At 63.8% G+C, this 15,121-nt stretch carries 15 protein-coding genes; 10 read left to right on the top strand and 5 right to left on the bottom strand.

Annotated features, from left to right (window positions below; translation table 11 throughout):
• The first annotated feature begins 5 nt into the window (after nucleotides 1-5).
• Nucleotides 6-617, top strand: a complete 612-nt coding sequence (locus tag QCE63_RS03250) for a glutathione S-transferase C-terminal domain-containing protein (RefSeq protein ID WP_309830480.1) — start codon at nucleotides 6-8, stop codon at nucleotides 615-617.
• 310 nt (nucleotides 618-927) lie between these two features.
• Here the strand turns inward: QCE63_RS03250 and QCE63_RS03245 are convergent, their stop codons facing one another.
• The 3 genes from QCE63_RS03245 to QCE63_RS03235 all read right to left on the bottom strand — a co-directional run bounded on the left by QCE63_RS03245 (nucleotide 928) and on the right by QCE63_RS03235 (nucleotide 3,366).
• A complete protein-coding gene (locus tag QCE63_RS03245) occupies nucleotides 928-1,485 on the bottom strand; it encodes a TetR/AcrR family transcriptional regulator (RefSeq protein ID WP_309830478.1) in 558 nt (185 codons plus the stop codon).
• A gap of 173 nt (nucleotides 1,486-1,658) precedes the next feature.
• Complete coding sequence (mnmA, locus tag QCE63_RS03240) at nucleotides 1,659-2,792, bottom strand: tRNA 2-thiouridine(34) synthase MnmA (protein ID WP_309830475.1); 1,134 nt, start codon at nucleotides 2,790-2,792, stop codon at nucleotides 1,659-1,661.
• A gap of 91 nt (nucleotides 2,793-2,883) precedes the next feature.
• On the bottom strand, nucleotides 2,884-3,366 hold the full coding sequence (locus tag QCE63_RS03235) for an NUDIX hydrolase (protein ID WP_309830473.1): 483 nt from the start codon (nucleotides 3,364-3,366) through the stop codon (nucleotides 2,884-2,886).
• 243 nt (nucleotides 3,367-3,609) lie between these two features.
• Here QCE63_RS03235 and QCE63_RS03230 point away from each other — a divergent pair, with 243 nt between their 5' ends.
• The 3 genes from QCE63_RS03230 to QCE63_RS03220 are packed head-to-tail and all read left to right on the top strand — an operon-like array spanning nucleotide 3,610 to nucleotide 6,532.
• A complete protein-coding gene (locus QCE63_RS03230; protein WP_309830471.1) occupies nucleotides 3,610-4,755 on the top strand; it encodes a Re/Si-specific NAD(P)(+) transhydrogenase subunit alpha in 1,146 nt (381 codons plus the stop codon).
• A 13-nt stretch (nucleotides 4,756-4,768) separates the two neighbouring features.
• A complete protein-coding gene (locus QCE63_RS03225; RefSeq protein ID WP_309830469.1) occupies nucleotides 4,769-5,089 on the top strand; it encodes an NAD(P) transhydrogenase subunit alpha in 321 nt (106 codons plus the stop codon).
• Nucleotides 5,090-6,532, top strand: coding sequence for an NAD(P)(+) transhydrogenase (Re/Si-specific) subunit beta (locus tag QCE63_RS03220; RefSeq protein WP_309830467.1), 1,443 nt, complete (start codon nucleotides 5,090-5,092; stop codon nucleotides 6,530-6,532).
• 93 nt (nucleotides 6,533-6,625) lie between these two features.
• Here the strand turns inward: QCE63_RS03220 and QCE63_RS03215 are convergent, their stop codons facing one another.
• Together QCE63_RS03215 and QCE63_RS03210 are read right to left on the bottom strand one after the other, a co-directional pair.
• Nucleotides 6,626-7,225: a hypothetical protein gene (locus tag QCE63_RS03215; RefSeq protein WP_309830465.1), complete on the bottom strand. Its 600-nt coding sequence runs from the start codon at nucleotides 7,223-7,225 to the stop codon at nucleotides 6,626-6,628.
• Nucleotides 7,226-7,238: 13 nt separating this feature from the next.
• Complete coding sequence (locus QCE63_RS03210; RefSeq protein WP_309830463.1) at nucleotides 7,239-7,682, bottom strand: hypothetical protein; 444 nt, start codon at nucleotides 7,680-7,682, stop codon at nucleotides 7,239-7,241.
• A 185-nt stretch (nucleotides 7,683-7,867) separates the two neighbouring features.
• On the opposite strand from QCE63_RS03210, the gene QCE63_RS03205 reads away from it, so the two are divergent.
• From QCE63_RS03205 to purH, 6 genes are all read left to right on the top strand, one after another.
• Nucleotides 7,868-9,172 carry a class I SAM-dependent RNA methyltransferase gene (locus QCE63_RS03205; RefSeq protein WP_309830461.1) on the top strand — a complete coding sequence of 435 codons (1,305 nt, stop codon included), beginning with the start codon at nucleotides 7,868-7,870 and terminating at the stop codon, nucleotides 9,170-9,172.
• Nucleotides 9,173-9,253: 81 nt separating this feature from the next.
• On the top strand, nucleotides 9,254-10,657 hold the full coding sequence (locus QCE63_RS03200; protein ID WP_309830459.1) for an aminopeptidase P N-terminal domain-containing protein: 1,404 nt from the start codon (nucleotides 9,254-9,256) through the stop codon (nucleotides 10,655-10,657).
• The gene (locus tag QCE63_RS03195; RefSeq protein WP_309830456.1) at nucleotides 10,654-11,862 is read left to right on the top strand and encodes a UbiH/UbiF/VisC/COQ6 family ubiquinone biosynthesis hydroxylase; all 1,209 of its coding nucleotides are present in this window, start codon (nucleotides 10,654-10,656) and stop codon (nucleotides 11,860-11,862) included. The genes QCE63_RS03200 and QCE63_RS03195 overlap by 4 nt, the downstream gene beginning before the upstream one ends.
• A gap of 216 nt (nucleotides 11,863-12,078) precedes the next feature.
• Nucleotides 12,079-13,173: a tRNA dihydrouridine synthase DusB gene (gene dusB, locus QCE63_RS03190; RefSeq protein ID WP_309830454.1), complete on the top strand. Its 1,095-nt coding sequence runs from the start codon at nucleotides 12,079-12,081 to the stop codon at nucleotides 13,171-13,173.
• The gene (locus tag QCE63_RS03185; RefSeq protein WP_008351548.1) at nucleotides 13,170-13,403 is read left to right on the top strand and encodes a Fis family transcriptional regulator; all 234 of its coding nucleotides are present in this window, start codon (nucleotides 13,170-13,172) and stop codon (nucleotides 13,401-13,403) included. The genes dusB and QCE63_RS03185 overlap by 4 nt, the downstream gene beginning before the upstream one ends.
• A 64-nt stretch (nucleotides 13,404-13,467) precedes the next feature.
• Complete coding sequence (purH, locus tag QCE63_RS03180) at nucleotides 13,468-15,033, top strand: bifunctional phosphoribosylaminoimidazolecarboxamide formyltransferase/IMP cyclohydrolase (protein WP_309830452.1); 1,566 nt, start codon at nucleotides 13,468-13,470, stop codon at nucleotides 15,031-15,033.
• Nucleotides 15,034-15,121 lie beyond the last annotated feature (88 nt).

Raw genomic sequence — 15,121 nt, 5'->3', positions numbered from 1 at the left:
ACAACATGATGAAACTAATCGGTTCGCACACCAGCCCGTTCGTCCGCAAGGTACGGATCGTCATGGCAGAGAAAAAGATCGATTGCGAACTGGTTCTCGAAGATGTCTGGGCAGCCGGCACGAAAATCCACGACTTCAATCCGCTCGGCAAAGTGCCCTGCCTGCTTCTCGACGACGGCGATGCCGTGTTCGATTCGCGCGTGATCTGCGAATTCGTCGATACGCTGACGCCCGTCGGCAAGTTGCTGCCGCAGGAGCGGCGCGAGCGCACCGAAGTGCGTTGCTGGGAAGCCCTCGCCGACGGCATGCTCGATGCCACCGTGCTGATCCGTCTCGAAGGCGTGTTGCGCGAGGAGGAACATCGCAGCGAAGCGTGGGTCGCGCGGCAACGGCACAAGGTGGATGACGGACTGCGCGCGATGTCGCGCGGCCTCGGTTCGAAGCAGTGGTGTTCGGCGAATCGCTTCACGCTGGCGGATATCGCGTGCGGCTGCGCGCTCGGCTATCTCGACCTGCGCCTGCCCGACTTGAGCTGGCGCGACGCCCATCCGAGTCTCGACAAGTACTACGCGCGCTTGTCGCAACGGCAATCGTTCATCGATACCGCGCCGGTCTGACCCGTTCAGATGGCCGCGCCGTGCGCGCGTGCCGACGTAGCGTCCGACTGCATGAACACGCAGCGCAGACGCGTTTCAATTTAAATCTACTACTAGATAGACGTAAGCTTCCTCACGCCGCCATGTGAGACCCATGTGAGACATCAGTTCGACGTCCCGGTACGCCGAATGATGGCAAACCGCGTGTGAATCACGCACGGCAGTTTCCGAAAACCTTCGCCGCGCTCCGACCCGCCAAAATCTATCTATTCAAAGATAGACAGTCAGCGCCTCTTTCCGGTGTTTTTCACAGGGTTATCCACAGGCTTATCTACCGCCGTACCGAATCGGCGATCTCTTCCAGCCGCGCTCGCACCTGAAACAGACGGCTTGCCAGCAAGCCTCCCTGGAACGCAGCGTAAAGCGTCCGGGCGGCGGCCTCGGGTTTTCCACCGGCATCGAGCGTATCCTGTGCTTCGCCCTCAGCCAGCACTTTCGCCAGCCAGTTCTCGTTCGCCTTGAAATACGCCTGCACCGCTTGACGCACCTTGTCCGGCAGCGATTCGATATCCGCTGCCAGCATGCCGCACAGGCAGATCTGATTGCCGCCGCCGAGAATCCGCCCGAACACCTTCGCATAGCGATCGAGCTTCTTGTCGGCCGGCGCGGAACTGTCGATGGCATACACCGACGACATCAGGTCCGCGCTATAAGCGTTCACCGCTTCAAGCGCCAGATCTTCCTTTGCGGGAAAGTAGTAGTGGATGCTCGACGTCTTCACGCCGACCAATTCGGCCAGATCGCGATAGCTGAACGCGTTATAGCCGCGCGTCATCAGCAAGGCCTGAGCGTGTTCCAGAAGCGCTTCGCGTACCGTGTTTTTGTCCATTTCCGGGATTGACCTTAGCATCGACCCGTTTAACTTATCTATCGCTAGATAGACGGTCAAGCACTTGTATCAAAAAAGTTTTTCCTGAAACGTAACGCGGCGAAGTGTCAATTTTTGAACTAACAAAGCCCTGACCGGAGTCAGGGCTTGTGGCTGAATGGCTGCCAAAAGGTCTAACGCGCAGCCGCAGCAACGGCAGGCGTCTGCGATGCTTCGTGCCCCATCGATGCCTGTTCGATGATGCCGCCGCCCAGACAAACGTCGCCCTGGTAGAGCACGGCGGACTGGCCCGGCGTGACGGCCCATTGCGCTTCGTCGAAACCGAGTTCGAAGCGCCCGTCGTCAGCGCGTGAGAAATGACATACGGCGTCCTGCTGCCGGTAACGCGTCTTGGCGCCGCACGCCACGCCTTCGTCCGGCGCGAAGCCGGCAACCCAGCTCGGATTGCCCGCGACCAGCGCCGGCGACAGCAGCCAGGGATGGTCGTGGCCCTGCACGACATACAGCGTATTGCTCGCCACATCCTTGCCGGCGACGAACCAAGGCTCGCCGCTGCCGTCCTTCGCGCCACCGATCCCGATGCCCTTGCGTTGGCCGAGCGTATAGAACGCCAGCCCGATATGTTCGCCGACGAGTTTGCCTTCGGCCGTTTTCATCGGACCGGGCTTGGTCGGCAGATAGCGGTTCAGGAAGTCTCGGAACGGCCGTTCGCCGATGAAGCAGATGCCGGTCGAATCCTTCTTCTTCGCGTTCGGCAGACCGATCCGGGCCGCGATCTCGCGCACCCGGGTCTTCGGGATCTCGCCAAGCGGAAACAGCGTCTTCGACAGCTGCGCCTGATTCAGCCGATGCAGGAAGTACGACTGGTCCTTGGTCGAATCGGTGGCCTTGAGCAGCTGGAACAAGCCGTCGCGCTCGCGCACGCGCGCGTAATGGCCGGTCGCGATGGACTCCGCGCCGAGCGACATCGCGTGATCGAGGAACGCCTTGAACTTGATCTCGGCGTTGCACAACACGTCGGGATTGGGGGTGCGGCCCGCCGAATACTCGCGCAGGAACTCCGCGAACACGCGGTCCTTGTACTCGGCGGCGAAATTGACCGCCTCCACGTCGATGCCGATCAGATCCGCGACCGACACCACGTCGATCCAGTCCTGCCGCGTCGAGCAGTATTCGCCGTCGTCATCGTCTTCCCAGTTCTTCATGAACAGGCCGACCACCTCGTAGCCTTGTTCCTTCAGGAGCCACGCCGTCACCGACGAATCCACGCCGCCCGACATGCCCACCACGACTTTTTGCTTGCTCATAGAGATACCGCGTTGACCCGCACAGCGCCGAAGAAGTGCGGGAGTAGCACCGCCCGAGGCGGTTCTGAATCTGGCGCCGCTGCGAAAGGCGTCAAGCCCGCAGCGCCGGCGCGACCGAATGCGTATGAATGAAATCGAGCGGCACGCGCCGCCCGGACAGGTAATCCTCGAGACACGTCAGCACGATCGGCGTGCGATGTCGTTCGACGGACGCGCGCAACTCGTCGGCGGTGAGCCACATGGCGCGCACGATGCCGTCGTCCAGCGCGCGTCCGGCCTCCTCGCCCGCCGACTTGCCGCAGAACGTGAAGCGCAGATACGTGACGTCGCCATCAGGCCGCTGGAAGTGCGTCATGTACGCGCCGACCAGCGCCTCGGGCTCGAAGCGATGCGCGGTTTCCTCGAAGGTTTCGCGGATGACCGCCCGAACGAGCGTTTCGCCCGCTTCGAGATGACCGGCCGGTTGGTTGATTCGCAGCCCTGCCGGCGTGTGCTCCTCGATGACGAGAAAGCGTCCGTCGCGCTCGACGATCGCCGCCACCGTTACGTGAGGCGCCCAAGTGTCTGATTTCATGGTCCGTTATTTTACCGTCACGCGATCGTTTACGCCCGCCGCGCTGGGCGGACTGCCCTGAACGCCTAAGGGAAAGCGCTGATGACCATAATCAGTAACAAGTGCCGGATCGAATATTTGCGCGGGCTTTCTTCGGTTACAGTGGCGAGAGCCGTTCATTCCAGCATTTGAAACAAGACTCGGCCTTGGTCGTTCGAGCCCTGCCCAAGGGACACGACGACACAAAGACAGGAGGATTCAAAGATGCATATCGGAGTACCCGCTGAAACGCGGGCGAACGAGGCGCGCGTCGCCGCCACGCCCGAAACGGTCAAGAAGCTCGTCACGCAGGGGCACCGGATCTCGGTGCAAAGCGGCGCGGGCTTGCAGGCGAGCTATATCGACGACGCCTTCGCCCAGGCGGGCGCCGATCTCGTCGATGCCGCCGCCGCCTTTTCCGCCGAGATCGTCCTCAAGGTTCAGTCGCCGTCCGAGAGCGAACTGGCCCTGCTGAAACCGGGCGCCGTGCTGATCGGCATGCTCGATCCCTTCAATACCGACAACACCGCGCGGCTCGCGGCAGCGGGCGTGACGGCCTTCGCGCTCGAAGCCGCACCGCGCACGACGCGCGCGCAGAGTCTCGACGTGCTGTCGTCGCAGGCGAACATCGCCGGGTACAAGGCCGTGCTGATGGCCTGCCAGTACTACCAGCGCTTCATGCCGATGCTGATGACCGCCGCCGGCACCGTGAAGGCCGCGCGCGTGCTGGTGCTGGGCGCGGGCGTCGCGGGCCTTCAGGCCATCGCGACGGCCAAGCGGCTGGGCGCGGTCGTCGAGGCATCGGACGTGCGGCCGGCCGTGAAGGAGCAGATCGAGTCGCTGGGCGCCAAGTTCGTCGACGTGCCCTTCGAGACCGACGAGGAACGCGAGGCGGCGGTCGGCGTCGGCGGCTATGCGCGCCCGATGCCGCCAAGCTGGCTCGCGCGGCAGTCGGCGCAGGTGCACGAGCGCGCCAAGGCCGCGGACATCGTGATCTCGACCGCGCTGATCCCGGGCCGTCCCGCGCCCACTTTGTTGTCGGTCGAAACGGTCAAGCACATGAAGCCGGGCTCGGTGATCGTCGATCTCGCCGCCGGACGCGGACCCGAGTTCGAAGGCCGCAAAGGCGGCAACTGCCCGCTCACCGAAGTGGATCAGGTGGTGATGAAGCACGGCGTGCATATCGTCGGCCATACGAACCTCGCGTCGATGGTCGCCGCCGATGCCTCCGCGCTCTACGCCCGCAATCTTCTCGACTTCCTGAAGCTGATCCTGACCAAGGAAGGCACGCTCAACATCGACCTTGCGGACGACATCGTCGCGGCCACGCTTCAGTGCCGCGACGGTCAGCCCGCCCGCGCCCCGGCCTGACACGGAGACGAACATGGACGTCATCAATCACACGGTGATCAATCTCATCATCTTCGTGCTGGCCATCTACGTGGGCTACCACGTGGTGTGGAACGTCACGCCCGCGTTGCATACGCCGCTGATGGCCGTGACCAACGCGATCTCGGCGATCGTCATCGTCGGCGCGATGCTCGCGGTGGGCCTGACGGTCGGCGCGGCCGGCAAGTTCTTCGGCACGCTAGCGGTGCTGCTCGCGGCGGTGAACGTGTTCGGCGGCTTCCTCGTCACAAGACGAATGCTCGAAATGTTCAAGAAGAAGGAGCCGAAGAAGATCGCTCACAAGGAGGGCGCGTAAATGAGCTTGAACGTCGTCACCCTCCTGTATCTCGTCGCCTCGGTGTGTTTTATCCAGGCGCTCAAAGGCTTGTCCAATCCGAAGACCGCCCGCATCGGCAACACGTTCGGCATGGCGGGCATGGCGATCGCCATCCTCACCACGCTCGCGCTGATCGTGAAACAAGCCGCCTATCTCGAAGCGAATCTCGCGCTGGGGCTGTCCCTGCTGTTCGTCGCGCTGATCGTGGGCGGTGGCGCGGGCGCGTACATCGCGGCGAAAGTCGAGATGACGAAGATGCCCGAACTCGTCGCGGCCATGCACTCGCTGATTGGTCTCGCGGCGGTGTGCATCGCCTATGGCGTGGTGGCCGAGCCGGCCGCGTTCGGCCTCGCGCCGCTCGGTGAGCCGATTCCGTACGGCAATCGCGTCGAGCTGTTCATCGGCACCTTCGTCGGCGCGATCACGTTCTCGGGTTCGGTCATCGCGTTCGGCAAGCTCTCGGGCAAGTACAAGTTCCGGCTGTTCCAGGGCGCGCCGGTGGTGTACTCGGGGCAGCATCTGATCAACCTGCTGCTGGCCATCGCGATGATCGGCTTCGGCGTGATCTTCATGCTCACCGAATCGTGGCTGCCGTTCATCATCATGACGATCATCGCGTTCGCGCTGGGCGTGCTGATCATCATCCCGATCGGCGGCGCGGACATGCCGGTGGTGGTGTCGATGCTCAACTCGTACTCGGGCTGGGCGGCGGCGGGCATCGGCTTCTCGCTGAACAATCCGATGCTGATCATCGCGGGGTCGCTGGTGGGTTCATCGGGCGCGATCCTCTCGTACATCATGTGCCGCGCGATGAACCGGTCGTTCTTCAACGTGATTCTGGGCGGCTTTGGCGGCGAAGCGGGCGGAGCCACGGTGGGCGGGGCGCAGGAACAGCGGCCGGTGAAATCCGGTTCCGCCGATGACGCCGCGTTCATGCTCGGCAACGCGGAGAGCGTGGTGATCGTGCCGGGCTACGGCCTGGCGGTGGCGCGCGCGCAGCATGCGTTGAAGGAGCTGACGGACAAGCTTGTGGAGAAAGGTATCGACGTGCGCTACGCGATTCATCCGGTTGCCGGGCGCATGCCGGGGCACATGAACGTGCTGCTGGCCGAAGCCGAAGTGCCTTACGAGATGGTCCACGAGATGGAGGACATCAACAGTGAGTTCGGTCAAACCGACGTGGTGCTCGTGCTCGGGGCGAACGACGTGGTGAATCCCGCCGCGAAGACCGATCCGAAATCCGTCATCGCGGGGATGCCGATTCTCGAAGCGTACAAGGCGCGGACGATCATCGTGAACAAGCGCTCGATGGCGGCGGGCTATGCGGGCCTCGACAACGAGTTGTTCTATATGGACAAGACGATGATGGTGTTCGGCGATGCGAAGAAGGTGGTGGAAGACATGATGAAGGCAGTGGAGTGATATCTGCTGCCGGATGCAGATGCACGCCGGAGTCGTGACGAGGGGCCCGCGAAAAATGCGGGCCCTTTTCGTTGGAGCAGGGCGAACGAGCAATCAGGATGCAGTCCTGTACGTACGTTCGACGCGCTGCTGCGTGCCCAGCCGATACGAATACTCCTCGACCAGATCTTTCGTGAAGAACCATTCGGCGACTGTCCGCCTCGCCCACTGGAAGGCGCCCTTGTGCAGGGAGCGAAGCAACGCACCGATCGTCGTGAGGTACACCATCACGGAATAGATCAGGAGCATGAGAAGGGAGCCATTGATCATATACCTCAACATGATGTCGAACGCGCGTCTGCGGTAATCGACGACAAACCCCTTGAGCGCTTCGTCCTCAACGTCCAGTTGCTGCTCAAGGCCGGTTTTCATTGCGTTGAACAGTGAAGGATTGGCTCGAATCCGGATTTCGAGGTACAGAAACGGGATCAACGAAAACGCCTCGGTAGACCGCAGGTAGCCGTTGGCGAGCTGACGCAAGCGGGCATACAGTGGACTGCTCATCTCCCAGCCGCGCAGCAAGTACGTCTCGCGCAGTTCGTCGCGCAAGTCGAAAAGCTGGTCCCGGTAATAATCAAGAATGCTTCTGCGCAACGCGTAGTGCCACACACTCATGAATAACAGCAAGCCCAATCCAAGCAGGAACATCTGCATCGTCATCACCTTTCTATCGAATGGGCGTCTCGCCCGTCGCGGTCAACCCGCTGCTGGAGTGGCAGGGATCGCCGCATTCCAGTTGCCGCCGAGTCTCGCCAAGCTTGCGGATTGCTCGCTTCTTCCCTGTGCGTTCGAAAAACCAGCCAACTCCGGTCATGGCAGCAACCAGGTAACCCATCAGGTTGCCGAGATGCATATGTTCCACGACGCGAGCAAGCGCCTTCAGCGACTCGGGATTGGCCGTGGAGATGTTCTCGATACCGGAGAACATCAGGTGCGCGCACACTATCAAACCGATCACAGTGACAACGTGTCTCGCCAAACCCAACCATTCCCGGAGGTTCACTGAGCTGAGCGTGAGCCGTTGGAGTTCGAGTTCATGCTTGTTCAAGTGGACATCCCTCTCAACGGCAAACAAGCTGACTGCTTCAATGTAGAAACTGACATTGAGCATGGTTCAATTCGGGTTGACTGCTGTCTTCGCATAACTACGCTCTTCGGTTGAGTTTGGCACAGCCCCGTTCACCCTGCGCCCCCCGACAATATCCCCCCGCGCACCCGCCTCACAAGTCACTTAGTCCGAATTGCAAGACGGCCAGCGTACAATGCGCGGTTTGAATGATCGATACCGCTGCCCTCATGTCCTCCCCTCTCTTCGACTGGTTCGTCCCCTGCCCGCGCGGTCTTGAAGCACCGCTTGCCGCCGAGCTCACGGAGATCGGGGAACGGCATGTCTCCGCTGCGCCGCTCTCGGGCGGCGGCGCGCTGACCGTCGGCGCTCAGGTGCCGGGCGGTGTGCACTTTCGCGGCGGCTGGGTTGCCGGCATGGCCGCGAACCTGCACTCGCGCATTGCCAGCCGCGTGCTGCTGAAGGTCGCACAAGGTCCGTATCGCAACGAACACGACATCTACGAACTGACGCACCGGCAGCGCTGGGAAAACTGGTTCACGCCGAGCCAGACCATGCGTGTGGATCTCACCGCGATCAAGTCGCCGGTGAAGAGCCTCGAATTCACGACGCTGCGCGTGAAGGACGCCGTCTGCGACCGCTTGCGCGACGTGGCGGGCGCGCGTCCCAGCATCGATACCGCGCAGCCGGACGTGCGCGTGTTCGCGTTCCTCACGCTGAACGAATGCACGCTGTACCTCGACACCTCCGGCGAACCGCTCTTCAAACGCGGGTGGCGGCTCGACAAAGGCGCGGCGCCGCTGCGTGAAAACCTCGCGGCAGGCATCCTGCGCCTGACCGGCTGGACGCCCGGCACGCCGCTCTTCGATCCGATGTGCGGCAGCGGCACGTTCCTCGCCGAAGCGGCGCAAACGGCGCTCGGCATTGCGCCGGGCAGCGAGCGGCGCTTCGGCTTCGAGAAGCTCAAGCCCTTCCACCCGGGCATGTGGCAGAAGCTCAAGCAGGCCGCAACCGAACAACGCCGCGCTGCGCGAGCCTCGCAGAGCGAGCTGAACATCTTCGGCAGCGACATTTCCGGCGACATGCTCGACAAGGCGCGCGCCAACCTGAGCCGCGCGGGTGTCTCCAACCTGTCGCTCAAACAGGTGGATGCCCGCAACATGGTGCCGCCCACCGATGCGCCGGGCATCCTGCTCGCCAACCCGCCGTACGGCGAACGTATCGAGGTACGTGGCCGCGGCCCGCGCGGCGAGATTCGCGAGACACCGCGCAACCGCCGCGACGAGGAAGACGCTTTCGCACGCGCCCAGCCGGATCCCGCGGACACCGAGTTCTTCATCAACTTCGGCAACGCGCTCAAGCAGCGCTTTCCCGGCTGGCGCGCCTACGTGCTCACGTCCGACCGCAAGCTGCCCGGCCTGCTGCGCCTGCGCGAATCGACCAAGACGCCGCTCTTCAACGGCGCGCTGGAATGCCGCCTGTTCCGTTTCGACCTGATTGCCGGAAGCGTGCGCAATCGTCCCGCTGACGAGTAAGCATGCCCTGTCGCTTCGCGACCGCGCAATAGGCCGAATGGCCGAGTCACGCCGTCGCGAAGCCGGCGCTACAATCGGCGCATGAACTCTCTCACCGAACTCGTCCAGCCCATTGCCGTCGGCGTGTACCGCGCTCGTCGCGAGCGCGTGCTCGCCGCGCTGCGCGCGCAGGGTGGCGGCGTCGCCATCTTGCCCACGGCGCCGGAAGTCATGCGCAATCGCGACACGGACTATCCGTTCCGTCACGACAGCTACTTTTACTATCTGACCGGCTTCAACGAACCCGAGGCCGTTCTCGTGCTCGACGCTGACGCGCAGGACGGCGAGCCCGCATCCATCCTGTTCTGCCGCGAGAAGAACGCCGAGCGGGAAACCTGGGAAGGCTTCCGCTTCGGCCCTGAAGGCGCGCGCGAAGCGTTCGGCCTGGACGCCGCGCTGCCGGTCGCCGCGCTGGACGACGAAATGCCACGCCTGATTGCCGACGCGGCCGCGCTCCATTGCGCGCTCGGCACCTCGGCGGAACTGGACGCGCAAGTGCGCGGCTGGCTCGCGGCAGTCCGCGCGCAAGGCCGCAGCGGCGTGCGCGCGCCAGCCACCGTGCACCATCTGCTGCCGCTGCTGGACGAAATGCGCCTCGTCAAGGATGAGCATGAGATCGGCATCATGCGCCGCGCCGCATCCATCTCGGCTGAAGCGCATCGCCGCGCCATGCAAGCGTGCCGTCCCGGCATGCGCGAATTCGAGATCGAGGCCGAACTGCTTTACACGTTCCGCCGCCATGGCGCCCAGGCGCCGGCGTATGGCTCGATCGTCGCGGCGGGCGCGAACGCCTGCGTGCTGCATTACCCGGCGGGCAACGCCATTGCGCGCAAGGGCGATCTCATCCTGATCGACGCAGCCTGCGAACTCGACGGCTACGCATCCGACATCACGCGCACCTTTCCCGCCAGCGGCCGCTTCACGCCGGCGCAGCGCGAGCTCTACGACATCGTACTCGCCGCGCAAGCCGCCGCCGTCGAGGCCACGCGTCCCGGCGCGAGTTTCGACGCACCGCATCAGGCCGCGCTCAAGGTACTGTCTCAAGGGCTGCTGGACACCGGCATTCTCGACAAGACGAAGGTCGGCACGCTCGACGACGTCCTCGCTCAGCGCGCCTATGCGCCCTTCTACATGCACCGCACGGGGCACTGGATCGGCATGGACGTGCATGACGCGGGCGAGTATCGCGAGGCCGGCGGTCCGCTCGACGAGCAAGGCGCGCGGCCCTGGCGCACGCTGGTGCCCGGCATGGCGCTTACGATCGAGCCGGGTCTCTACGTGCGCGCTTCCGGCGACGTGCCCGAGCGCTACCGGGACATCGGCATCCGGATCGAGGACGACGCCATCGTGACGGACACCGGCTGCGAGCTGATCACGCGCGAAGTGCCCGTCGCCGCCGATGAAATCGAAGCGCTGATGCGCGCATCCAACCCGGATCGGTCATGAGCGACGTTCAAGGCACCAGGCCGCATTTCGATTACGACATCGCCATCGTCGGCGCGGGGCCGGTCGGGCTCGCGCTCGCGGGCTGGCTCGCGCGGCGCAGCGCAACCTCGCGGCTGTCGATCGCGCTGATCGACGCACGCACGCCCGAAGCCGCCGTTCAGGATCCGCGCTCGCTCGCGCTGTCGCACGGCAGCCGCGTCATGCTCCAGCCGCTCGGCTTCCCCGGCGACGCCACGCCCATCCGGCGCATCCATGTGTCGCAGCGCGGGCATTTCGGCCGGACCCTGATCGAGCATGATGAGCACGAGCTTCCCGAGCTCGGTTACGTGGTGCGCTACGGTTCGCTGGTCGGCGCGCTCGCCGCCGCGGTGCGCGCCACGCCCGTCCACTGGATCACCGACACCTCCGCGCTCGCGCCGCTTCAGGACAACGACGGGATCACCCTGCCGCTGCAAGCGGCGGACGGCGAGCGCTCGATCCGCGTGAAAGTATTGGTCAACGCCGAAGGCGGGCTCTATCAGAAGAACGAGAAGACGAGCGAAATCAGCACGCCCGGCGAGCGCCGCGCGCGCGACTATGGCCAGACGGCCATCGTCGGCACGGTGAGCGTGTCGGATCCTCGCCCGAACGTCGCGTGGGAACGCTTCACTAACGAAGGCCCCATCGCCCTGTTGCCGTGCGGCGGCCCGCGCCACGCGGACTATTCGCTGGTCTGGTGCAGCGCGCCCGAGGAAGCCGCACGGCGCATGCAACTCGACGAAGCCAGCTTCCTCACGGAACTCGGCGCAGCATTCGGCACGCGCATGGGCCAATTCACGCGCATCGCGGGCCGTGCCGCATTTCCGCTCGGACTGTCGGCGCTGGAGGTGCTGGTCGACCGGCGCACCGTCGCCATCGGCAATGCCGCGCAGACGCTGCATCCGGTCGCGGGACAAGGACTGAATCTCGGCCTGCGCGACGCGCTCGCGCTCACCGACGCGCTCTCCGCCGACGGCCCGCGCCCCTTGGCCCTCGCCCGCTTCGCCCAGCGCCGCGCGCTCGACCGGCGCCTGACCATCGGCGCCACCGATACCCTCGCACGCCTCTTCACGTCCGACTTCGCGCCGCTCGCAGCGATGCGCGGGCTCGCCCTCACCGCGCTCGAATTTCTGCCGCCGGTAAAAACTGCGCTCGCCCGCCAGATGATGTTCGGTCAGCGCCGCTAGTCTGTCCGAAGGCAATCGCCTGCGTCATCCGAGCTACTTATCCTCTATGACTGCGCCTTCTTTCATAGAAGATTTAATGACTTGCACGCGATTGCCCTTAATTTCAGCACGCGCTTCGCGTTAAGATACGCGTTTCCCCATCTGTGACATTGCCTCCGCCAGACGCGTTTGCGGCCGCCATCAGCCGGACTCAGCCACGCGGATGCTCAAGCCTTCATGCCCATCATTGGTTCACACGTTCTGCGCAACAACCTGTTCGTCGCCCCGATGGCAGGCGTCACCGACCGCCCCTTCCGCCAGCTCTGCAAGCGCATGGGCGCGGGCTACGCGGTGTCGGAGATGGTCGCGTCGAACGCGCAATTGTGGAAAAGCGAAAAGACCCTGCGCCGCGCGAACCACGCGGGCGAGGTCGAACCCATCTCCGTACAGATCGCAGGCGCTGATCCGCAGATGCTCGCCGAAGCCGCGCGACACAATGTCGCGAACGGCGCGCAGATCATCGACATCAACATGGGCTGCCCGGCCAAGAAGGTCTGCAACGTGGCTGCGGGCTCCGCGCTGCTGCAGAACGAACCGCTGGTCGCGCGCATCGTGGAAGCCGTGGTGCAGGCGGTCGGCGTGGGGCCCGACGCCGTGCCCGTCACGCTCAAGATTCGCACCGGCTGGAATCGCGACAACAAGAACGCGCTGACCATTGCGCGAATCGCGCAGGACGCGGGCATCGCCATGCTCACGGTGCACGGCCGCACTCGCGCAGATCTCTATAAAGGCGATGCGGAATATGAAACCATCGCCGCCGTGAAGGCCGCGGTGAAGATCCCGGTGGTCGCGAACGGCGACATCGCCACGCCCGAAAAAGCCCGCGACGTGCTCGCCCTCACCGGCGCCGACGCCATCATGATCGGTCGCGCCGCGCAAGGCCGCCCGTGGCTGTTTCGCGAAATCGAACATTTCCTGAAGACCGGCGAGCACATGCCGCCGCCGCGCATCGTCGAGATCCAGCAGGTGATGAACGAGCACCTCGAAGATCACTACGCCTTTTATGGGGAATTCACGGGCGTTCGGACTGCGCGCAAGCATATCGGCTGGTACACTCGCGGCCTTTCCGGCGCCAGCACCTTCCGGCACCGGATGAATACGCTGGACACGACCAAAGAACAATTGCTCGCAGTCAACGAATTCTTCGACGCACAAAAGGCGTTGTCCGACCGTCTCGTGTACGTGGACGAGGCCGGGGAAGCGGACGGCGCAGCCGAAGAAGAATCGTGCGGCGGGCTCAACAACACGACAGACCGACTGATTGCCGCATGAGCAGACATAACATCGAACAATGCGTCCGCCAGAGCCTCGACAACTACTTTCAGGACCTGGACGGCTCCAATCCGCACGACGTCTACGACATGGTGATCTCGTGCGTGGAAAAACCGATGCTGGAAGTGGTGCTTGAGCAGGCCGGGGGAAACCAGTCGCTGGCGGCTGAATATCTTGGCATCAACCGCAACACGCTCCGCAAGAAGCTGCAGCAGCACGGATTGATTTGATTCATCGGACCGAGGCGCCGCCTCAGTCCGGCCTGGTTCTTTTTTCTCGGTTTCAGTGTTCATCATGATCAAGCAAGCGCTCCTTTCCGTTTCCGACAAATCCGGCATCGTCGATTTCGCGAAATCGCTGTCGGCGCTCGGCGTCAAGCTCCTCTCGACCGGCGGCACGGCGAAACTGCTCGCCGACGCGGGCCTGCCCGTCACCGAGGTCGCCGACTACACCGGCTTCCCGGAAATGCTCGATGGACGCGTGAAGACGCTGCATCCGAAAGTGCATGGCGGCATCCTCGCCCGCCGCGACCTGCCCGAGCACATGGCCGCGCTGGAGAAGCACGAGATTCCGACCATCGATCTGCTGGTCGTGAACCTGTATCCGTTCGTGCAGACGGTGTCGAAGGAAGAGTGCTCGCTGGAAGACGCGATCGAGAACATCGACATCGGCGGGCCGACCATGCTGCGCTCGGCGGCGAAGAATCATCGCGACGTGACGGTCGTCGTCGATCCGGCCGACTACGCCACCGTGCTCGACGAAATGCGCGCGAACGGCAACAGCGTCGGCTACACGACCAACTTCCGTCTCGCGACCAAGGTGTTCGCGCACACCGCGCAGTATGACGGCGCCATCACGAACTACCTGACGAGCCTGACCGAAGAACTGAAGCATTCGAGCCGCAATACGTACCCGGCCACCTTCAACCTCGCATTCGAGAAGGTGCAGGACCTGCGCTACGGCGAGAATCCGCACCAGAGCGCCGCGTTCTATCGCGATCTGTCGGTCCCGGCCGGCGCGCTCGCCAACTACACGCAGTTGCAGGGCAAGGAACTGTCGTACAACAACATCGCGGATTCGGACGCGGCGTGGGAATGCGTGAAGACCTTCGACGCGCCCGCCTGCGTGATCATCAAGCACGCGAACCCGTGCGGCGTGGCGCTCGGCGCGGACGCAAACGAAGCGTACGCGAAGGCGTTCCAGACGGATCCGACCTCGGCGTTCGGCGGCATCATCGCGTTCAATCGCGAAGTCGACGAAGCGGCAGCCCAGGCAGTCGCGAAGCAGTTCGTCGAAGTGCTGATCGCGCCGTCGTTCAGCGACGCGGCGCGTGCCGTGTTCGCCGCGAAACAGAACGTGCGCCTGTTGCAGATCGCGCTCGGCGACGGTCACAACACGTTAGATCTGAAGCGTGTCGGCGGCGGGCTGCTGGTGCAGTCGCTGGACGCGAAGAACGTGCAGCCGCATGAACTGCGCGTGGTGACGAAGCGCCACCCCACGCCGAAGGAAATGGACGACCTGATGTTTGCGTGGCGCGTCGCGAAGTTCGTCAAGTCGAACGCCATCGTGTTCTGCGCAAACGGCATGACCATGGGCGTCGGCGCGGGCCAGATGAGCCGCGTGGACTCGGCGCGCATCGCGGGCATCAAGGCGCAGAACGCCGGCCTGACGCTGAACGGCTCGGCCGTGGCGTCGGATGCGTTCTTCCCGTTCCGCGACGGTCTCGACGTGGTCGTGAATGCAGGCGCAACCTGCGTGATCCAGCCGGGCGGCTCGATGCGCGATGACGAAGTGATCGCCGCCGCCGACGAGCACAACATCGCGATGATCCTCACCGGCACGCGTCATTTCCGTCATTAAATTCAGACGCTTCCATTAAGATGGGCCTGTTTGCGCAACACACGGCGCAAACAGGCCCTTTTGATATCGACTACCCGGTCGACGACCC

This window comes from Caballeronia sp. LZ065, from assembly GCF_031450975.1.
Taxonomy (GTDB): Bacteria; Pseudomonadota; Gammaproteobacteria; order Burkholderiales; family Burkholderiaceae; genus Caballeronia.
The sequence above is the reverse complement of the archived record's forward strand: the minus strand, read 5'-3'. Positions and strand labels throughout refer to the sequence as shown.

Coding starts and splice junctions, on each gene's coding strand:
- QCE63_RS03250 (WP_309830480.1), top strand. CDS start 6: ATGATGAAACTAATCGGTTCGCACACCAGCCCGTTCGTCCGCAAGGTA.
- QCE63_RS03245 (WP_309830478.1), bottom strand. CDS start 1,485: ATGGACAAAAACACGGTACGCGAAGCGCTTCTGGAACACGCTCAGGCC.
- mnmA (WP_309830475.1), bottom strand. CDS start 2,792: ATGAGCAAGCAAAAAGTCGTGGTGGGCATGTCGGGCGGCGTGGATTCG.
- QCE63_RS03235 (WP_309830473.1), bottom strand. CDS start 3,366: ATGAAATCAGACACTTGGGCGCCTCACGTAACGGTGGCGGCGATCGTC.
- QCE63_RS03230 (WP_309830471.1), top strand. CDS start 3,610: ATGCATATCGGAGTACCCGCTGAAACGCGGGCGAACGAGGCGCGCGTC.
- QCE63_RS03225 (WP_309830469.1), top strand. CDS start 4,769: ATGGACGTCATCAATCACACGGTGATCAATCTCATCATCTTCGTGCTG.
- QCE63_RS03220 (WP_309830467.1), top strand. CDS start 5,090: ATGAGCTTGAACGTCGTCACCCTCCTGTATCTCGTCGCCTCGGTGTGT.
- QCE63_RS03215 (WP_309830465.1), bottom strand. CDS start 7,225: ATGCAGATGTTCCTGCTTGGATTGGGCTTGCTGTTATTCATGAGTGTG.
- QCE63_RS03210 (WP_309830463.1), bottom strand. CDS start 7,682: ATGCTCAATGTCAGTTTCTACATTGAAGCAGTCAGCTTGTTTGCCGTT.
- QCE63_RS03205 (WP_309830461.1), top strand. CDS start 7,868: ATGTCCTCCCCTCTCTTCGACTGGTTCGTCCCCTGCCCGCGCGGTCTT.
- QCE63_RS03200 (WP_309830459.1), top strand. CDS start 9,254: ATGAACTCTCTCACCGAACTCGTCCAGCCCATTGCCGTCGGCGTGTAC.
- QCE63_RS03195 (WP_309830456.1), top strand. CDS start 10,654: ATGAGCGACGTTCAAGGCACCAGGCCGCATTTCGATTACGACATCGCC.
- dusB (WP_309830454.1), top strand. CDS start 12,079: ATGCCCATCATTGGTTCACACGTTCTGCGCAACAACCTGTTCGTCGCC.
- QCE63_RS03185 (WP_008351548.1), top strand. CDS start 13,170: ATGAGCAGACATAACATCGAACAATGCGTCCGCCAGAGCCTCGACAAC.
- purH (WP_309830452.1), top strand. CDS start 13,468: ATGATCAAGCAAGCGCTCCTTTCCGTTTCCGACAAATCCGGCATCGTC.